The organism is Prosthecobacter sp. (genome assembly GCF_046154365.1).
Taxonomy (GTDB): domain Bacteria; phylum Verrucomicrobiota; class Verrucomicrobiia; order Verrucomicrobiales; family Verrucomicrobiaceae; genus Prosthecobacter.
Window position 1 is genome coordinate 1 of sequence record NZ_JBJXFV010000155.1, and the last position, 14,815, is coordinate 14,815.

Sequence of the window (14,815 nt, forward strand, 5' to 3'; positions counted from 1 at the left end):
TGCTTCACCCAGCTCGATGGCAAACGTCCGATCAATGCGCTCTACTCGACGCTGCTGAATGTTTCCGGCGTGCCGTGCGACCGCTTTAACCTGAGCGACAAGATGGCGGCGAAGTTCGACGCCGGCACCGGGCCGCTGCGAGAGGTCCTCGCGTAAGGCAAGCCCACCGCTGCGCCGGGCGCATCCGCGAGCGGCTACCGATGCGGCTTCAGCAGCAGACTTCGCTAGCCTGTTGTGAACCGACCTGCCTCGATCTTTGAGAAAGGCAGTCGCATCCTAACACCCACCGCTGCATTCACGATGCTCGCGAACTGCATGGCTACGTCGGCACACTCATCGCCGATCAGCGTTACCATGAATGTCGCCGTCCCCATGGCCGAAGCCGACCGCTACTTTTTGATCAATCTGTTCGCTCATAATGTTAATTCGTTAAGTGTGCCGTTTTAGACTGGTTAATCCTGCGGGCCATACGGCACATGATCCATCTTCGGGCGATTGAGCGTGCCGTCGGGGTTGAGGATTTCCAGTTCGATGAGCCGTTGGCGCTGTTTGGCCGGGGAGAGGCGCAAAAATCGTGCACAACCTTCGGCAGAACGCCGCTCCATTTCGGCAGCCGTAAGGTAAGGAAATCCCAAGGTCCGCCTGGTGGCAGCGGCCTTTGGTTTGGCTGGGGCGCGTGAAGAGGTAGGACGTTTGTTCATGATGCTGTTGCAGGGGATAGAAGCAGAGTTTCGTCGGGAAGAAAGTAGCCAATGATGGCCCGTGGGTCACGCACGGCGATTTGGATGTGAGACTTGAGCTTGATGCCTGCGCCCTTGAACGCTGGCGCTCCTTCCTGGAATACGCCGCGCACAGAGTCGAACTGACAGTCCCATTCACGCTCCACCTCTGGGATCGCATATTTCAGCACGAAACAGTCTCGTTCACGCCTAAGCCAGTCTCCATCGCGAATGCCAACGCGTTGGTTCCGAGGGAGTGGCATATTCTGACCTGCCATCGCCTGTTCTAAAGTCGCTGCGTGGCGTGCAAGTTCGTGCGTGAACTTCACATCCAGCAGATCAAAGCAGGTTCCGAGTTGAATCACTGCGCCGATGACGGCGGGTTCTTTGATGTGGCTGTTCTTACGCTTGGACTGCTGAATAGCCCATTCGAGGGCTCGCATGGGGCCGTGCTCCCAGAAGTAGAAGCCACGAGCGAGCCAGTCGTAGGTGTTCTCGCTGGCGCTCAGCTTCGTCTTGCCCGTCAGCACGGCATCAGCCACGCGCTTATCGCAGCCGTGGAAGCCGAAGACGGTTCGTTGGTAGGAGAGGAGGTCCATGAGGTGATCGGAACGAGCCTAGCGGATTGGGTTTGAAATGCCAACTGGCGTTTTCTCGCATCACGATTGCCTCGAAAAAAACCATTGCCAAAACGGCCCCTGTTCCGGCAAAATCTGGTCCCATGCCGCAATCATTGTCATACGACTCTGGGGTGGCGTGGGACAACTTCACGCCGGGATCGCATGGGATGGTTTCGTCACAAACATTAAACCGAATCGACCTATGGCCTCAGACAATCGGTAAGGACTCGCAGACCGCCATCACGCGCCTCTTCAAGCTCAGGTTCCTGCCAAAGAAGGTGAAGATGTGCTCGTTTGGCGGCGTTTCCGCCGAGCGATCCAAACTTCCCCATGAGCACTGCCCTGAATCGAACCCATTTCCTCGCGTGAGTTTTCGCCGTTTTGTCCTGACTGCGGCTGCGGGTGCCGCTCTCTGTCCTTTGGCTCTGGCTGCCCCGATCAGTGCCCAAAACTGGCCGCAGGCGTCCGGGCCGAACCTCAATTGGAAAATCGAAGGGCCTGAGCCGCCGCTGGCGTGGTCGGTTGTGGGCGGCAAAAACATCCTCTGGCGCACGACGCTGCCTGAGGGCGGACAAAGCGCGGTGACGATCTGGGGTGATCGCGCCTTCGTCACGACGCATCGTCCGATGAATGAAACCAGTGACCGGCTGGAGCCCAACATCGTCGGCTACTGCCTGGAGGCGAACACGGGCAAGATTCTCTGGACCGTCGATCTTCCCGGCACGGACCCGGTGCAGACGGCGGGCATTTTCAGCGACGGCACCGTCTTTGCGCCGATCGCCGATGGCGAGCACGTCTGGTTCTTCAATCGCTGCGGCTCGATGGGCTGCTTTGATTTCAATGGCAAGCCCGTGTGGCTCCGCGAGTTCCGCCCGCTCACTCGCCACACAAATCGCGAGTGCGAACCGATCCTCGTGGGCGACAAGATCATCACGGTCGAGGTCCGCAACCCAGAGGCTGGGATGCAAATCGAACGCCACAAGCCCGTGCCGCCGGGGATCGACCCGCGCGATGTGTGGACCTACCTGCACGCGATCGACAAACAGACCGGCAAAGTCGTCTGGATCGAAGAAGCGGGCACCTGCGTCCACAACACGCCCATGGCCGGGCAGTTGGCAGATGGACGCTGGGCGGTGGTGCATGGTCGCGGCGGCGGCCATGATCCTTTGGAGAAACCCTACGGTGTGAGCCTGACCCTGCTCGACTCCGGCAAGACACTGTGGAGCCGCGAAATCAATGGAGAGAGTTCCTTCAACTCGCTTTGGAATGCCAAGCAGGTGTTCTGGTTTCAAGGCTCCAACCACCTCGTGCTCGACAGCACCACGGGCGAAGTGATGCGGACTCAAGATGTCACGGCCAAAGTGGACCTCATCGACGCGGAAACTGGCAAGCGCGAGTCGGGCGTTGCGCTGAAAGTCGGCAAGCGCATGCCGCTGACGAATCAGACCAACATCGTCGCGGGTGACTGGCACTACTTCCTCGCTCACGACATCACCGCCATTGGCCGCGTGCATCTTGAAACCGGCAAGACGGAATACCTGCGCGTTCCCGCACAGTTTGTCGCCGGGCCTGAGCCAAAGCGAATCTGGGAGAAGCGCGACGCCCTCCCAAATGACACGAAGAACTCACGCGGCATCGACATCGCGACCGACAAACGCGCCAAGGGCACCGGTTGGGGCCATGTCTCCGCTGCGAGCCCGATTCTGGTGAATCGCCACCTGTTCTTCCCCACCATGAACGGCACCGTTTATGTCATCGATGCCTTTGCCGAAACGCTCGATGAGAAAGCTCTCGTCGCGATCAATGACCTCGGACCCGCAGGTGAGACCTGGACGCTCGCATCGTTCAGTTACGCCAATGGCCGCCTCTGGATGCACACGATGAAAGAGGTCATCTGCATTGGAACCCACTGACTGCCTTCACCTCGGCCAAGGCAGTGTTTTAAAACTGGGAAGGGTGTCGCCGGGAGCGCCAGGGCATGAATGGCAAGGCGCATGGCGCAGGCGCTATCGGGCTGATAACGACAAGCCGTGCAACGCCGTCAGTCATGCCCTGCCGCCCCGGCCCTGCGGGTTCGCAAGGGGAGGTCTTATGGCGGTGTCGCTGCGCTCGTCAGCTATCTCTCGATAGCCTCCTCGCTTGCTCCTACCCAGAAGACCTCCCCTTGCAAACGCCACCCTTCCCAGTTTTAAAACACTGCCTAGCTAAGCCGCCTCACCCAAAGAAGCCAAAAAGCAAAAACGCCTCGCCGCCCGCAATGCGCCCGACGTCACCGGCCTGCGCATCGTTCGCGAAGTCCGTGCCGGCGCGGGCCGCGTGATCGACAAAGTGAGCGATGCCGGAAAGTGAAACAACAATCATTCGCCAACCATGAAACCCATTCTCATCCTCTTCCGCATCGACGACCTCGGCTGGCGGGTGCTCAGAGAGTTGCGCACGCCGGGGCTGGAGTGACGTTCAAGATTAGACGACCATGAAACACTACATAAGAGCCTTCATCTGCCCGCCCATCGGCCAATCATCCGAGGGGACGGCCCAGCCTCCGCATCGAAGCGCTCGTCCGTCGCCAAGTTCCCCGGAAGCACCCGCCGCCTTGCACCGACTTCCCGCCTCGACGCAACAACCATCCGGCTCGATGCACCAACCACCCGCCTCGACGCCGCAACCTCCCGACTCGATGCACCGACCCGCCAAATCGTTGCACCAGCCATCGAAATCGATGCACCGACCAGAAAAATCGTTGTTTTCACCTCCCGACTCGATGCACCAACCCTCGATTTCGATGCGGAAACTAAAATTTTCGACGCACCAGCCATCGAAATCGATGCAGCAACCATCCAAATCGATGTTTTCACCTTACGGATCGATGCACCAACTCTAATTTTCGATGTGAAAGGCCAATTTTGGCTCGCGCAGGGCCTATTTGAGGTGGAGAACGGCTTCCGTGAGCAATTTCCGAGGGGCAAAGACCTTCTCGGGGTGCTGAGCATGAGACTGACGATACTTGTCGCCGAGACTCTTGAGGTCGCCACCGGCTTCCGTCATGAGCCTGCGACGAACGCCACGCAGCCATTCCAGACCGTCTTCGCGATGAACCGTGGGTGGTGATGCATTCATCGTGGAAAACTGTTAGGGTCAAAACAAGAAGCTCGCGCTGCCTTTGATGATCAAAAAGCGCCGCAACTCACGATGCGCCTGCACCTCCAGCTCCCTCAGTGCGGAAGTATCAAAGCTGAATCCGCCTTTAGGCTTTGCTGTTGGTGGGTGCCAATGGTCGCGCAAGTGCTGACACTTCTCCTGGTAATGAAGATAGGACTCGCCTTCAAAGGGCAGCGTGTAGCCAATTCGATAGACACGAATTCCGGCGTTGAGTATCGCGAGAAGAATGGCAAGCGCACTCAACATTGTTCCGCCGACTGCCAAGCCATGTTCAATGGGAAGTTCAGGCTTCCACCACAGCAGTGCATAGAGGGCGGTCAGAGCAGCGGAAACCACGATGGCAGACTGAAAGGTCGTTTGAGCGAGGGACTCAGTTTTGAAGTCGCGCTCGACAGGGCCAAATGATTTCTCGCCACCTTCCTTGGCCCCTCGCTTCTCAGAATATTGGACTTGATGGCGAAAGCGCAGTTCGAGCAGGGCCTCGTAAACTTCCTTGGCCGTTGCTTCATCGGTGTATGGTGTCTCTGGATGGTCCCAGGGATCTGGCTCCTTGTTCTTATTCTTGGTGAACGCACTCATTGCGGGCACAGGATCGATCACGCTTGCCTTAAACAACTCCCAACGTCGCTTGATCTTCAGCTTTGCTTCGCCTCGGGTATCTGGGTTGGAGAATTGGCAAATCAGAGCTCCATCAAGGAACATTTGAAAATGCCATTGCCGGATTCGTTCCCGTGCGAACAGAGCTCCCCTCCAAGTCTCTCGCCAATGCTTGTGACGACTGATCCTGTAAATGATGATCGCAATCAACGCACAAGCTGGACCAGTGATGCTAAAGAGCGGGTGAACGTGTAGGACCTCCCCAGTCCAAAGCGTCAAGACCGCGATCACCGTCAGTTCGACAAGACCAATGACCAGTCCGGCGATGCCGAGGCAGAGTGCAGTCAGCCCGTAGCGCAAAAACTTTGTCTTGGCGGTTTTGGAGTCGGTATCATAGACATCGAAAACCTCGTTGATCTCCTGTTGGCAGAGTAGTTCACGAATGCTTGGAAAAGAGCGTGCGTAGCCCTCGCTCACCTTTAGGTCATGGTTGTAGATCGCCATGGTCAGAGTGCATTGGTAAACGCTGCGATATTGGCCCAAGTCCAGTCCACTACGCGGACGCCTTGAAACTCAGCGGGCAGTAACGAGGGCTTGTTGTCAGAATCGATATAAACGCCACGCACAGGCACCCCTTCTTCCTTTGCACACTGCACCTCCCACAACGCACCTGATGCCTTCGCCGTGTTCTTGCCCACCAAGGCAATCATTCCATCGCAGCCTTTGATTTTCGTTCGGCAATTGGTCTTCCACTGGCTGTCCCACGGCTCCTTAACCGACATATCCACGAATGAGAACGGGCTCTTTTCATTGCGAGCGTGCCCGACGAGGAAGTCACGGTAGCGGGAGTCCTCCACGGCGAAACTGATGAAAATGCGGTTGTTGGTAGCCATAGCGGGAATTTGGGTTCAGTTTAAGTTTGAGCACGAAAATGAAACGCACAAGTGCTTAAACTGCGACGCCCCCGTTCCGGCTAGCCGTTGCGTGCCTCTCCTGCATTGTCGACTGCTTAAACCACCACCACCGCCATGATAATCCAACACGCCTGCCGTGCCCGCCGCGTCGCAATGCCAAGCTGGCTGGTGGTGAGCCATGATACCCGTTCCTCGCTCCATGGCCGCTGAAATTTCGAAGAACTCCGTCCAAAAAGAGAGCCACGAAAGGAAGCTCACCACTTCCTTTATGGGGTTCTTATCGCCCTTGGCTGGTCTTGTGCTGGCCTTCGCAGGATTCTCTTTCGACGAACAATTTCATGATTCGTCGACCATCTCCGTCATTCATGCTATTTCAGCATTTGTAGCCCTGCCGCTGGGCTTCTTGGTGGGCGCTTGCTCGGGAGTCTTCGCTTGGAGGACCAAGGCCACTGGAAATCTCATCTTTGCGCTCGTCTTGCTGATCAATGTAGTTCCTCTGCTGATTCTCCTGCTTGCGCTAGCTTGGCCCATTGGTGAATAATCCTGTATTAAGCATTTGCAGAAACCTTGTCTCAAAAATCAAAATGATCACAGGCGTAAACCCCAAACAAGTAATCGAACTCGTCAAGCATCGCACACAAGCGAGAAGCAGAACCGCCGACGGACGGAAGCTCGCGGTGGTTGTAGAAGGCGGAGCTATGCGGGGAACCTACACCGCAGGATCACTGCTTGCGTTCCACTTGATGGGAGCGGTGGATATATTTGACGCCGTGTATGCTACTTCGGCAGGAGCCATGAACGCTGCGCACTTCCTGAGCGGCGTAGGGCATCTCAAAGCGGCCACCTATTACAGAGCACTTGCCGACGGCCGATTTTACAACCCATGGCGTTTATCGAGGCCCGTGGATGTTGACTTTCTATTCAATGTTGTGCTCCGCAAAGAAATTCCCTTGGAGATGGATTTGTTGGCGAATTCAAAGACCACTCTCAAAGTAGCAATGCTAAACTACGATGATGCGGTGGGTGAGATGAAAGTCATTTCCCCAAAAGATCAGTCGGCGTGGGATACACTCAAAGCGGCCGTCGCTATGCCGGTGGTCTATAACAAGACAGTCCGCCTTCCGGGTGGGAGGTATGTGGATGGGGGAATGGTAATACCTTACCCACTAATGCAGGCAATTGACGACGGCATGACGGACTTGGTCGTCCTGTTGAGTCGCGATCCATCAAAGCCCGCACAGCCTCGCGGGCTGTTTCAGTATATTCTTTGGTCCTTGGTGTTCGCCAAAGGACGGCAGAAATTGATTCGACTTCTGGAGCGGTGGCATCTGCGTGCTCGGGAACTGGACGGAATGGTCACAGGTAAGATCGCCCCCCCTCCTGGAGTGAGAATACTCTGCATCGCACCGTCCAATCCAAGGGTGTCGAGTTCTACTCAGAATCGGTCATTACTCCGAGACAGTTGCATCCGAATGACAAAAGAGACTCTGGACTTGTTTGGCAGCAGTCAGAAACCGCTGCTAAATCTTATTGATCAAGGCATTCTCTAAAGCATTTGGAACCAACCACTGACCAAACTTAATGCACAGCGCCTCACACCTTTCGGGCTTCAATCTTGATCCCGTGCCGCAGCATTACTATTCCGACGCCCATTCCAACGATACAGAAGTAGCCGCCAACAATCTTCGCGAGACAATCCCCAAATAGGCCAAGTGCAAGCCCCGCGAAGCTTCTTTTCCAGTCGCGAATCTTACCATCGAGTGCCTTGCGGATCGCAGCTTCTTTGTTTTCTAGTTCCTCAAACTTGGCTGCGTCATCTTGTTTTTTGCTCGGCATAAGACCATTCTTTGATTCTTTGATTTTTTTTAACTCAGCTATCTGACCGGGTTTGGGGTTATCAAGACCACCAGTGAAAGTCTCCGAGACTAAAGGGAATGCCCATTTGGGGGCCTCATTGGCACTGTTCACTACCACCAACGCAATTGCTGCGAACAGGGTCACAAAAGTGGGTATTGGCCAGGCGTAAGGAATAGTGAGCTTAGCAAGCCCCTTAATCACGCCAATAAGCTGATTCATTGTCGAAAGCGCAGACTGTTCGTCCAAGAAGTCCTTCCAGGCCCGTGAGCCGCGCAGATTATTTGTCATGAGCGCACTGGCGATGCCAAACCCAGTGCTCGTCAAAGGAAACGCAAGGCCGCAGCGATTCTCGAAAAACAGGTCATGGAGAAGGTTCATCATGTCGGGCTTCGTTCTTTCGCCAATCCACCCCATAACATACAAGCCCTGTTGGTTATAAATCGAGGCAATCATCACGACACAGAGAATGCCCATCACTAATCCGCTCACGGCCCCGAATACGATGGCAGGTAAAGGCTTCAGCAATGAGGCCTCGTCATACTCTCGGCCGAACACCATTCGATAGAGAGTTAGTCCGAAGACGACGCCGCCACCCAGCATGATACCTGAAGGTGCCGCGTGAAAAAACCCCATCCCTAGACTGCCTGCCCCCTGAACACACGAATAGTCCAGCCAACTTGGGAGCCACTTTACACTACCGGCACCAACCACTGCGAAGATCATTGCAGGGATCACCACGAAAATAAATGTCGGGACCGCTGCTTTGAAGCGAACTACATATGACACTAGGCGTGCAGGCCATTGAATATTGCTAGGTAGGGCATCAAACCAACCGACGAAAGGACGTTTGGTTTTTTGCATGTCGGAGGTAGCCTTCAATAGCGCCAATGCGTTTGATGAACCGCGCAGTGTCGAATTGCCCACTCCTAAAAGAGAGTCACGGATTTTGTCATAGGCATCCAGTCTCCCGCGAGAGACAAGTGCCTGTGCCGCCGCTGCCCTGACGGCCTCGACCTCATCACAAGTCACTAACGCAATTAGTTCGTCTTGGAATTCCGCTGAAGGCCGATTTGCCACAAGGTCTGCCACATTTTTTCGCACATTTGCACTACTGGAGACAAATGCGCCCGCAACAACGCCGCGCCATTCAATCGGGTGCTGATCTTCGATTTCCTGCGATCTCTCGGTGGCATCGTGCCCCGAGGCAATCACTCCAGCCAAGTAGTGGGCAATGGACTTGCTAACGTATGCTTGAGTCGCTGGCTCAAGAAGATGCACAGCCTGTGTCAAGAGCCGCCGACCCTCACTTAAAGCCAAGCCGTCGTGCAGGAGAAGACTATCTTCATCAGACGACTGTTCCCACCGGTGCTGACTTTGCTCCAACTGTGAACGCATTCGAAGGAGGTCGCGATTTGCATTTATCCAGGCAACAACTCTATCCCAGCAACGAAGCAGTGCTTCATGGGCCAGTGATGCAACGGCGACACCGTCTTTTTGATCAGTAGTCAGAAATCGAGCTGCCCTTAAACTTTCAGTTAGAAGCTGCCTCGACGGGGTCTTTGTCAGTTCTGATAGCGGGGCACGCCTGCGGACGCCTTGACGTTCCCCCTCTACATCCACTGATACAAGCAAAGGAAGCAGATCATTCAGAGCTGTTTGGGCTTCAGAGGGCAATAAACTGAAGGTCTCCGATGCCCGCTTCCCAAGAGCGCCTTCGACACCATTTCTAGCCTCACCCTTCATTGCTTCATAGGATGCGAACGTGAGCAGGCGCTGCTTTGAGTCACGGTGGTCATAGAGTTCGGCTAGAGCATATTGAAGCAATGGCAGCACCACCCCTTCGCTCGTGGCATCTTCAAGAATTCGTTGATCGAGCGTGCGTCCGGTTTGCTCATCTCTCTCAAAGGCAATTCCAGAAATCAGGGCTGGCCGAACAATCAGTTCGCGAAGCGCTGCTGCTCCCGGCGTTCGCAAATCAAAGTGCCCTTCAGTGCCTTTCATTCGCATGAATGTGTCGTTATCCTGTGCTTTAGGGTAGAAGTCACTTCTTAAAGTCGCAAGAACGCTGACGTGACCACTGCGGGCCAGTAATTCGATGACAGCCAGGAATCGCTCACGTATCTCTGGTGTAATTGAACCATCAGTCCAGAGTTCTTCCATCTGATCGACGATGAGGATCAATCGAACGGCTCCATTCAACGTTTCGGACGCACTCTTGAATGCGGCATCGAGCAAATCGACCGCCGCTTGATGGTTGTCTTTGAGCCGTGCTGCTAGGCGTTCGGTGCCGCCGGGTCCCTTCCGAAATTCAGTAAGAACCGTCCCCAAGCTTTGGGATAAAGCGCCGATGAGATCACCTGAATTGAGGCTGGGCAGGAACACAGCGGTGCGCCATTCCTTGACCTCTTTGTCGAATGACCGCTCTACCAAAGTGGCTGCTACTCCAGCTCTAGCTAGTGATGACTTGCCTGAACCGCTGGCTCCTACTATGCAAACGAATGCACAACCACTGTTGGCTTGAGACCGGAGCCTCTTGCGTAGTTCGTAGGACTCTTCGTCACGCCCATTGAAAATCGGAGCGTGACAGATGTCGAAGACTTCCAGGCTTCGATACGGCGACTCGATCCATGTTGCGGTGGTGCGTCCCGCAAGGAGCATATCGTCGAGCAACCGTTTTAAATGGGTCTCAAGTCTTTCAGCGAAGGTGACTGGTTCGTCGTAGCTATGATAAGCGCGGATGTTATGACCATCTTTATCTTGGAATGACTCTTTGATGAACCCACGAACGGTTTCACGTTGTTCAACAAGCTCTTTTAGAACGCCGTCAGGCTTCTTCGCATCAAGGGTTGTATTCCACGCCTCATCATCGCGGCGGGTATAGACCAGTATGTGGGGACTTTTGGAATTTGATTGCTTGCGGGCCTCAATCATGAGGTCGAATTCACGTTCGGTTCCACTGCGGTATGGAGTTCCATCAGCACGCGGAGGCGGTCCATTTGGGGTTCCCATGCGAGACCAAAGGATGAAAATCGCAATGTCTATGCGCTGCGGTCCTGTCAGAACCAGATCGATACCTTGCTGGAATGACATTACGGGTTCCAGCGGTAGTTCCTCCCAAAGCACAGGGATCAGATGAACTTCGGCACCATAGTGTCGTTGAAGCGTCGCAATCACGTGCTTAGCCTTATCTCGCTCCTCTGCGACATCGCCAGGACTGCTGATGAAGATGCGAATCGTTTTCACAGGGTTGCTTTGCATAGGTGATGGTTGATTGCTCTCAATCGGCGGTTAAGACACAGGAGTTATTGATGCATCTGTCGTTTAATTCGAAGCCTCAACGGGGAGGAAAAGGAGCGTATTAGAATTTCCCCGTGACAAATACGGCATATTCGGCAGCATTTTGCCACCCCCGAGGCTGACATCGGCCTCGTGCGTTTCAATCAACCACCAGCCACCACCATTATGTCTGACAACGCCACTCCACCGCCTTCCCCAACACCTGCGCCGGAACCTAAGCCGACACGCAGCCGGGGTTACTTCAACAAGGTCCAGCTCGAAGACCTGGGCACCGCTGAGACCGTGCTGGCTGCGGCACGCAAAAACGTGGCGGCTTTGGCGAAGCGGCGCATCGATGACAAGTATCTGAAGGGGCTGGAGGATGCGATCAAGGAAGCACGGCGGCGTGTGACGGAGGCTGGGCAGAGCGCGGATGCCTCGCAGGCGGCGAACAAGAAGGCGGATGCCAAGGAAACCAAGCTGGTGGCCGCGCTGCAAGGCATCCAGAGCGGGGCGAAGCAGTGGCACAAGATGCTGGCGGAGGATGATGATCCGAACACGAATTTTCCTTTGGACGGCTACCTCATCGGCGACCGTCTGGACCTGAGCCACGATGCGCTGGTGCAAAACGCCGAGGCACTGATCGCCAAAGTGAAGGCGGACAAGCTGCCGGGCTACGATGACGCAGCAGACATCAAGGCCGTGGAGGATGCGCTGGAGGCGTATCGCGGCTCTGAGATGGAGTCAGAAAACGCGGACTCGGATCAGGTGGGCGACACGACCAGCCGTGACAAGCTGATGAAAACCATCAACACCCGCCGCAGCGCCACCCAGCACGCCGCAGACGCCATCTGGCCCTACACCGACGAAGCGAACGCAGGCCAACGCAAGGCCTTCGAGCTGCCAGCGAACCGTCCGCTGAGTGTGTAAGGTGGGTGAGAAGAAAAGTGGTTTCGGCTTTAGCCGAATCAGCGAGATGCTGCGGCTAAAGCCGCAGCCACTTTCCGCACTCGTCCATGCGCTGCGGAGGTAGGCTTCTGCACGTTGGCCGATAAGGGGCATCCGTCACGACGTTTGCCTTCTGCCATGCTGAAACCGCTTCTCACTCTCTTCACCGCCCTGTGGCTCGCACCACTCGCTGCGGACACCTACACGCCGGGCCAGCCCGTTCAGGCGAAGTTCAAAGACCTCGCGCTGCCTTTCCTCGAACAACACTGCTTCGACTGCCACGACAACGACACGCAAAAGGGCGATCTGAACCTCAGCGAACTCACCGCGGTGGATGAGACCAACGCCGCCACTTGGAAGTCCGTGTGGGCACAGATCGCGCTGGAGGAAATGCCGCCCAAGAAGAAGACTCAGCCTCCGGTCATCGACCGCTTGCACTTCTCGGATTGGATCATCGGTGAGTTGCAGACCGCCATGAAGGACAAGGGCGGCTTCCAGGCGCACAAGGACCCGAAAAAGGCCAACTTCGTCGATCACGACCTGCTTTTTGGCAAACTGCCCGATGGCATCCAACTCACTCCAACCTCCTCACCTGCACGCATCTGGCGAGTGACGCCCCAAGAGCACATCACGCGACTCAATGAGCTGATCAATACCGAACCCAAATACGATCCCGCAAACCCCGGCCTCCGCACCCACGGCGATGCCGTGCCCACGAACCACGGCGGCGAGTTGAAGCTCTATTTTGGCGTGGATAACATCCTCAGCGTGGTGGGTGGCACCGTGGCCTATGCGACCGCTGTGAAAAGCGTGCCTGTGGTGCTGTCCTCGGCTCGCAAGACCGGATTGAAGAACTACCCCGACTTCTACACGGTCAACAGCGCCGAGGCCACGCAGATCCTCGGCAAGGCGGAGGACATCCTGCAATTCATGGCCTACGGCCCGCTCAGTCTCGTCGGCATGAAGGAGCAAATCACCGACGACCCCAAAACCTACGACAAGGTCAAGCCTCCGGGCGATCTGCGCGGACTGCCCACCGCCATTGTTTACAGCACGAAAGTCCTCCGCCCGCTGACTCCCGTTTACGATTTGATGAAGGAACCTGACGTCACCGACGAGAGCCTGCGTGCCGCGGTGGACCACCTTTTTGAAGCCCTCACCTTCCGCCCGCCGAACAAAGCGGAGTCCGACAGCTACCTCCAAGTCGTCAAAGACAGCATTGCCAAGGTCGGCAAGGAAGACGGTGTCTTCATGGGCCTCTCGTCCATCTTTCTCGACCGCGATGCCTTGTTCCGCCCGGAGCTGGTGGAGAATGGCAAGCCTGACGAGCGCGGTCGCGTGATGCTGCAGGACTGGGAGCTTGGACTGGCCGTGAACCACGCGCTGCGCTACCTCAAGCCCGACGAACCTCTGTGCCGGGCGATCATCGATGGTCGCATGAAGACGCGTGACGATGTGCAGCGCGAGGTCACCCGCATGCTCGCCGACGACAGCATCCGCAAGCCACGCATTCTGCAGTTCTTCCGCGACTACTTCGATTACGATTTGGCCGGCTACATCTGCAAAGATGCCAAAGCGCTGGCCGCGACCGGCATCTCCAATAAGGGCACCTCTCACTACGAAGCCATGTTCGACGCCACAGCCAGCACGGACCGGCTGATCGAGATGGCCCTTGAGAAGGACAAAAACGTCCTCAAGGAACTGCTGACCACTCAGCAGGTCGTGGCCACCAAAAAGGACAACACCTACTTCGGCGCAATCCGCTCGAACGAAGCGCCAGCTCAAGCCGAAGCCGCGAAGCAAAAGCCAGCGCCAATCATCGCGCTGGAAACGAAGATCGCCGAGTTGGAGGCCCAGTTGAAGAGCAAACCCGCGGATTCAAAGACCCAAAAGTCTCTCGATCAGCAAAGGCAACTCTTGAAGGTGGCAGAGAAGAGATTCGACAAAACGAACAGGGCACCGAAGCGAGCGGGCTCCGACAAAGCCATCGTTGCCGAGGCCAATCTCCAGGGACCAGCGACTTTCGCCCGTGTCGGCCACAAATCCTTTGGCGCTGGTTCCTTGAAGCCCGAACGCATTCTGGCCACGGCACCAGAAGGTCAGCGCCTCGGCATCCTGACCCATCCCGCTTGGCTCGTCTCTCAATCCGACGCCATGGACAATCACGCCATCCATCGCGGCATCTGGATCCGCGAGCGCTTGCTCGGCGGCGGCATTCCCGATGTGCCCATCACCGTCGATGCCCAGCTCCCGGCCGAGCCCGAGAACACCCTCCGCGAGCGCATGCGTGTGACGAAGGCGGATTACTGCTGGACCTGCCACCAGAAGATGGACCCGCTCGGACTGCCCTTCGAGATGTATAACCACGCCGGCCTCTTCCGCACCACCGAGCTAGGCAAGCCTGTGAACACCACCGGCGAGATCATCGACAGCGGCGATCCCAAACTCGATGGCCCAGTCGCCAACGCGCTCGAGATGATCACCAAACTCGCCAACAGCCAACGCGTCGAGCAAGTCTTCGTCCGCCACGCCTTCCGCTTCTGGATGGGCCGCAACGAAACCCTCAACGACGCCCCCATCCTCCAAGCCGCCCACACCGCCTACCGCAACAACGGCGGCAGCATGAAAGCCCTCATCACTTCGCTGCTCACCAGCGATGCGTTCCTCTATCGCAAAGTGGAGCGTGCGCCGAACTAGAAGCGCGTGGTGTGAACGCTGTGGTCGG

At 56.4% G+C, this 14,815-nt stretch carries 12 protein-coding genes; 5 read left to right on the top strand and 7 right to left on the bottom strand.

Translation table 11 applies throughout. The annotated features are described in order from the left end of the window. Positions 1-452 precede the first annotated feature (452 nt). Together ACKVY0_RS19330 and ACKVY0_RS19335 are read right to left on the bottom strand one after the other, a co-directional pair. Positions 453-701, bottom strand: coding sequence for a hypothetical protein (locus ACKVY0_RS19330; RefSeq protein WP_409216479.1), 249 nt, complete (start codon positions 699-701; stop codon positions 453-455). Continuing rightward, entirely contained in the window at positions 698-1,318 is a 621-nt protein-coding gene (locus tag ACKVY0_RS19335; RefSeq protein ID WP_409216480.1) for a hypothetical protein, read from the bottom strand. Before ACKVY0_RS19335 ends, ACKVY0_RS19330 begins: the two co-directional genes overlap by 4 nt. A gap of 386 nt (positions 1,319-1,704) precedes the next feature. On the opposite strand from ACKVY0_RS19335, the gene ACKVY0_RS19340 reads away from it, so the two are divergent. Further along, on the top strand, positions 1,705-3,252 hold the full coding sequence (locus tag ACKVY0_RS19340) for a hypothetical protein (protein WP_409216481.1): 1,548 nt from the start codon (positions 1,705-1,707) through the stop codon (positions 3,250-3,252). Between the two features lie 301 nt (positions 3,253-3,553). On the opposite strand, the gene ACKVY0_RS19345 is transcribed toward ACKVY0_RS19340, so the two are convergent. From ACKVY0_RS19345 to ACKVY0_RS19360, 4 genes are all read right to left on the bottom strand, one after another. Then, a complete protein-coding gene (locus ACKVY0_RS19345) occupies positions 3,554-3,700 on the bottom strand; it encodes a hypothetical protein (protein ID WP_409216482.1) in 147 nt (48 codons plus the stop codon). A 558-nt stretch (positions 3,701-4,258) separates the two neighbouring features. Next, the gene (locus tag ACKVY0_RS19350) at positions 4,259-4,456 is read right to left on the bottom strand and encodes a hypothetical protein (protein WP_409216483.1); all 198 of its coding nucleotides are present in this window, start codon (positions 4,454-4,456) and stop codon (positions 4,259-4,261) included. Between the two features lie 18 nt (positions 4,457-4,474). Then, complete coding sequence (locus ACKVY0_RS19355) at positions 4,475-5,599, bottom strand: hypothetical protein (protein WP_409216484.1); 1,125 nt, start codon at positions 5,597-5,599, stop codon at positions 4,475-4,477. Positions 5,600-5,601: 2 nt separating this feature from the next. Further along, the gene (locus ACKVY0_RS19360) at positions 5,602-5,988 is read right to left on the bottom strand and encodes a TIR domain-containing protein (RefSeq protein ID WP_409216485.1); all 387 of its coding nucleotides are present in this window, start codon (positions 5,986-5,988) and stop codon (positions 5,602-5,604) included. Between the two features lie 220 nt (positions 5,989-6,208). On the opposite strand from ACKVY0_RS19360, the gene ACKVY0_RS19365 reads away from it, so the two are divergent. Both ACKVY0_RS19365 and ACKVY0_RS19370 read left to right on the top strand, forming a co-directional pair. Continuing rightward, positions 6,209-6,550: a hypothetical protein gene (locus tag ACKVY0_RS19365; protein WP_409216486.1), complete on the top strand. Its 342-nt coding sequence runs from the start codon at positions 6,209-6,211 to the stop codon at positions 6,548-6,550. Then, the gene (locus tag ACKVY0_RS19370) at positions 6,543-7,559 is read left to right on the top strand and encodes a patatin-like phospholipase family protein (protein WP_409216487.1); all 1,017 of its coding nucleotides are present in this window, start codon (positions 6,543-6,545) and stop codon (positions 7,557-7,559) included. Before ACKVY0_RS19365 ends, ACKVY0_RS19370 begins: the two co-directional genes overlap by 8 nt. Positions 7,560-7,602: 43 nt before the next feature. On the opposite strand, the gene ACKVY0_RS19375 is transcribed toward ACKVY0_RS19370, so the two are convergent. Next, positions 7,603-11,109, bottom strand: a complete 3,507-nt coding sequence (locus tag ACKVY0_RS19375; RefSeq protein ID WP_409216488.1) for an AAA family ATPase — start codon at positions 11,107-11,109, stop codon at positions 7,603-7,605. 219 nt (positions 11,110-11,328) lie between these two features. Here ACKVY0_RS19375 and ACKVY0_RS19380 point away from each other — a divergent pair, with 219 nt between their 5' ends. Together ACKVY0_RS19380 and ACKVY0_RS19385 are read left to right on the top strand one after the other, a co-directional pair. Next, complete coding sequence (locus ACKVY0_RS19380) at positions 11,329-12,072, top strand: hypothetical protein (RefSeq protein ID WP_409216489.1); 744 nt, start codon at positions 11,329-11,331, stop codon at positions 12,070-12,072. A gap of 156 nt (positions 12,073-12,228) precedes the next feature. Then, the gene (locus tag ACKVY0_RS19385; protein WP_409216490.1) at positions 12,229-14,787 is read left to right on the top strand and encodes a DUF1588 domain-containing protein; all 2,559 of its coding nucleotides are present in this window, start codon (positions 12,229-12,231) and stop codon (positions 14,785-14,787) included. Positions 14,788-14,815 lie beyond the last annotated feature (28 nt).

What these genes read in the sequence shown, in the direction of transcription:
- ACKVY0_RS19365 (WP_409216486.1), top strand. Translation starts at nt 6,209, where the DNA reads ATGGCCGCTGAAATTTCGAAGAACTCCGTCCAAAAAGAGAGCCACGAA.
- ACKVY0_RS19345 (WP_409216482.1), bottom strand. Translation starts at nt 3,700, where the DNA reads ATGATTGTTGTTTCACTTTCCGGCATCGCTCACTTTGTCGATCACGCG.
- ACKVY0_RS19355 (WP_409216484.1), bottom strand. Translation starts at nt 5,599, where the DNA reads ATGGCGATCTACAACCATGACCTAAAGGTGAGCGAGGGCTACGCACGC.
- ACKVY0_RS19335 (WP_409216480.1), bottom strand. Translation starts at nt 1,318, where the DNA reads ATGGACCTCCTCTCCTACCAACGAACCGTCTTCGGCTTCCACGGCTGC.
- ACKVY0_RS19350 (WP_409216483.1), bottom strand. Translation starts at nt 4,456, where the DNA reads ATGAATGCATCACCACCCACGGTTCATCGCGAAGACGGTCTGGAATGG.
- ACKVY0_RS19385 (WP_409216490.1), top strand. Translation starts at nt 12,229, where the DNA reads ATGCTGAAACCGCTTCTCACTCTCTTCACCGCCCTGTGGCTCGCACCA.
- ACKVY0_RS19360 (WP_409216485.1), bottom strand. Translation starts at nt 5,988, where the DNA reads ATGGCTACCAACAACCGCATTTTCATCAGTTTCGCCGTGGAGGACTCC.
- ACKVY0_RS19330 (WP_409216479.1), bottom strand. Translation starts at nt 701, where the DNA reads ATGAACAAACGTCCTACCTCTTCACGCGCCCCAGCCAAACCAAAGGCC.
- ACKVY0_RS19380 (WP_409216489.1), top strand. Translation starts at nt 11,329, where the DNA reads ATGTCTGACAACGCCACTCCACCGCCTTCCCCAACACCTGCGCCGGAA.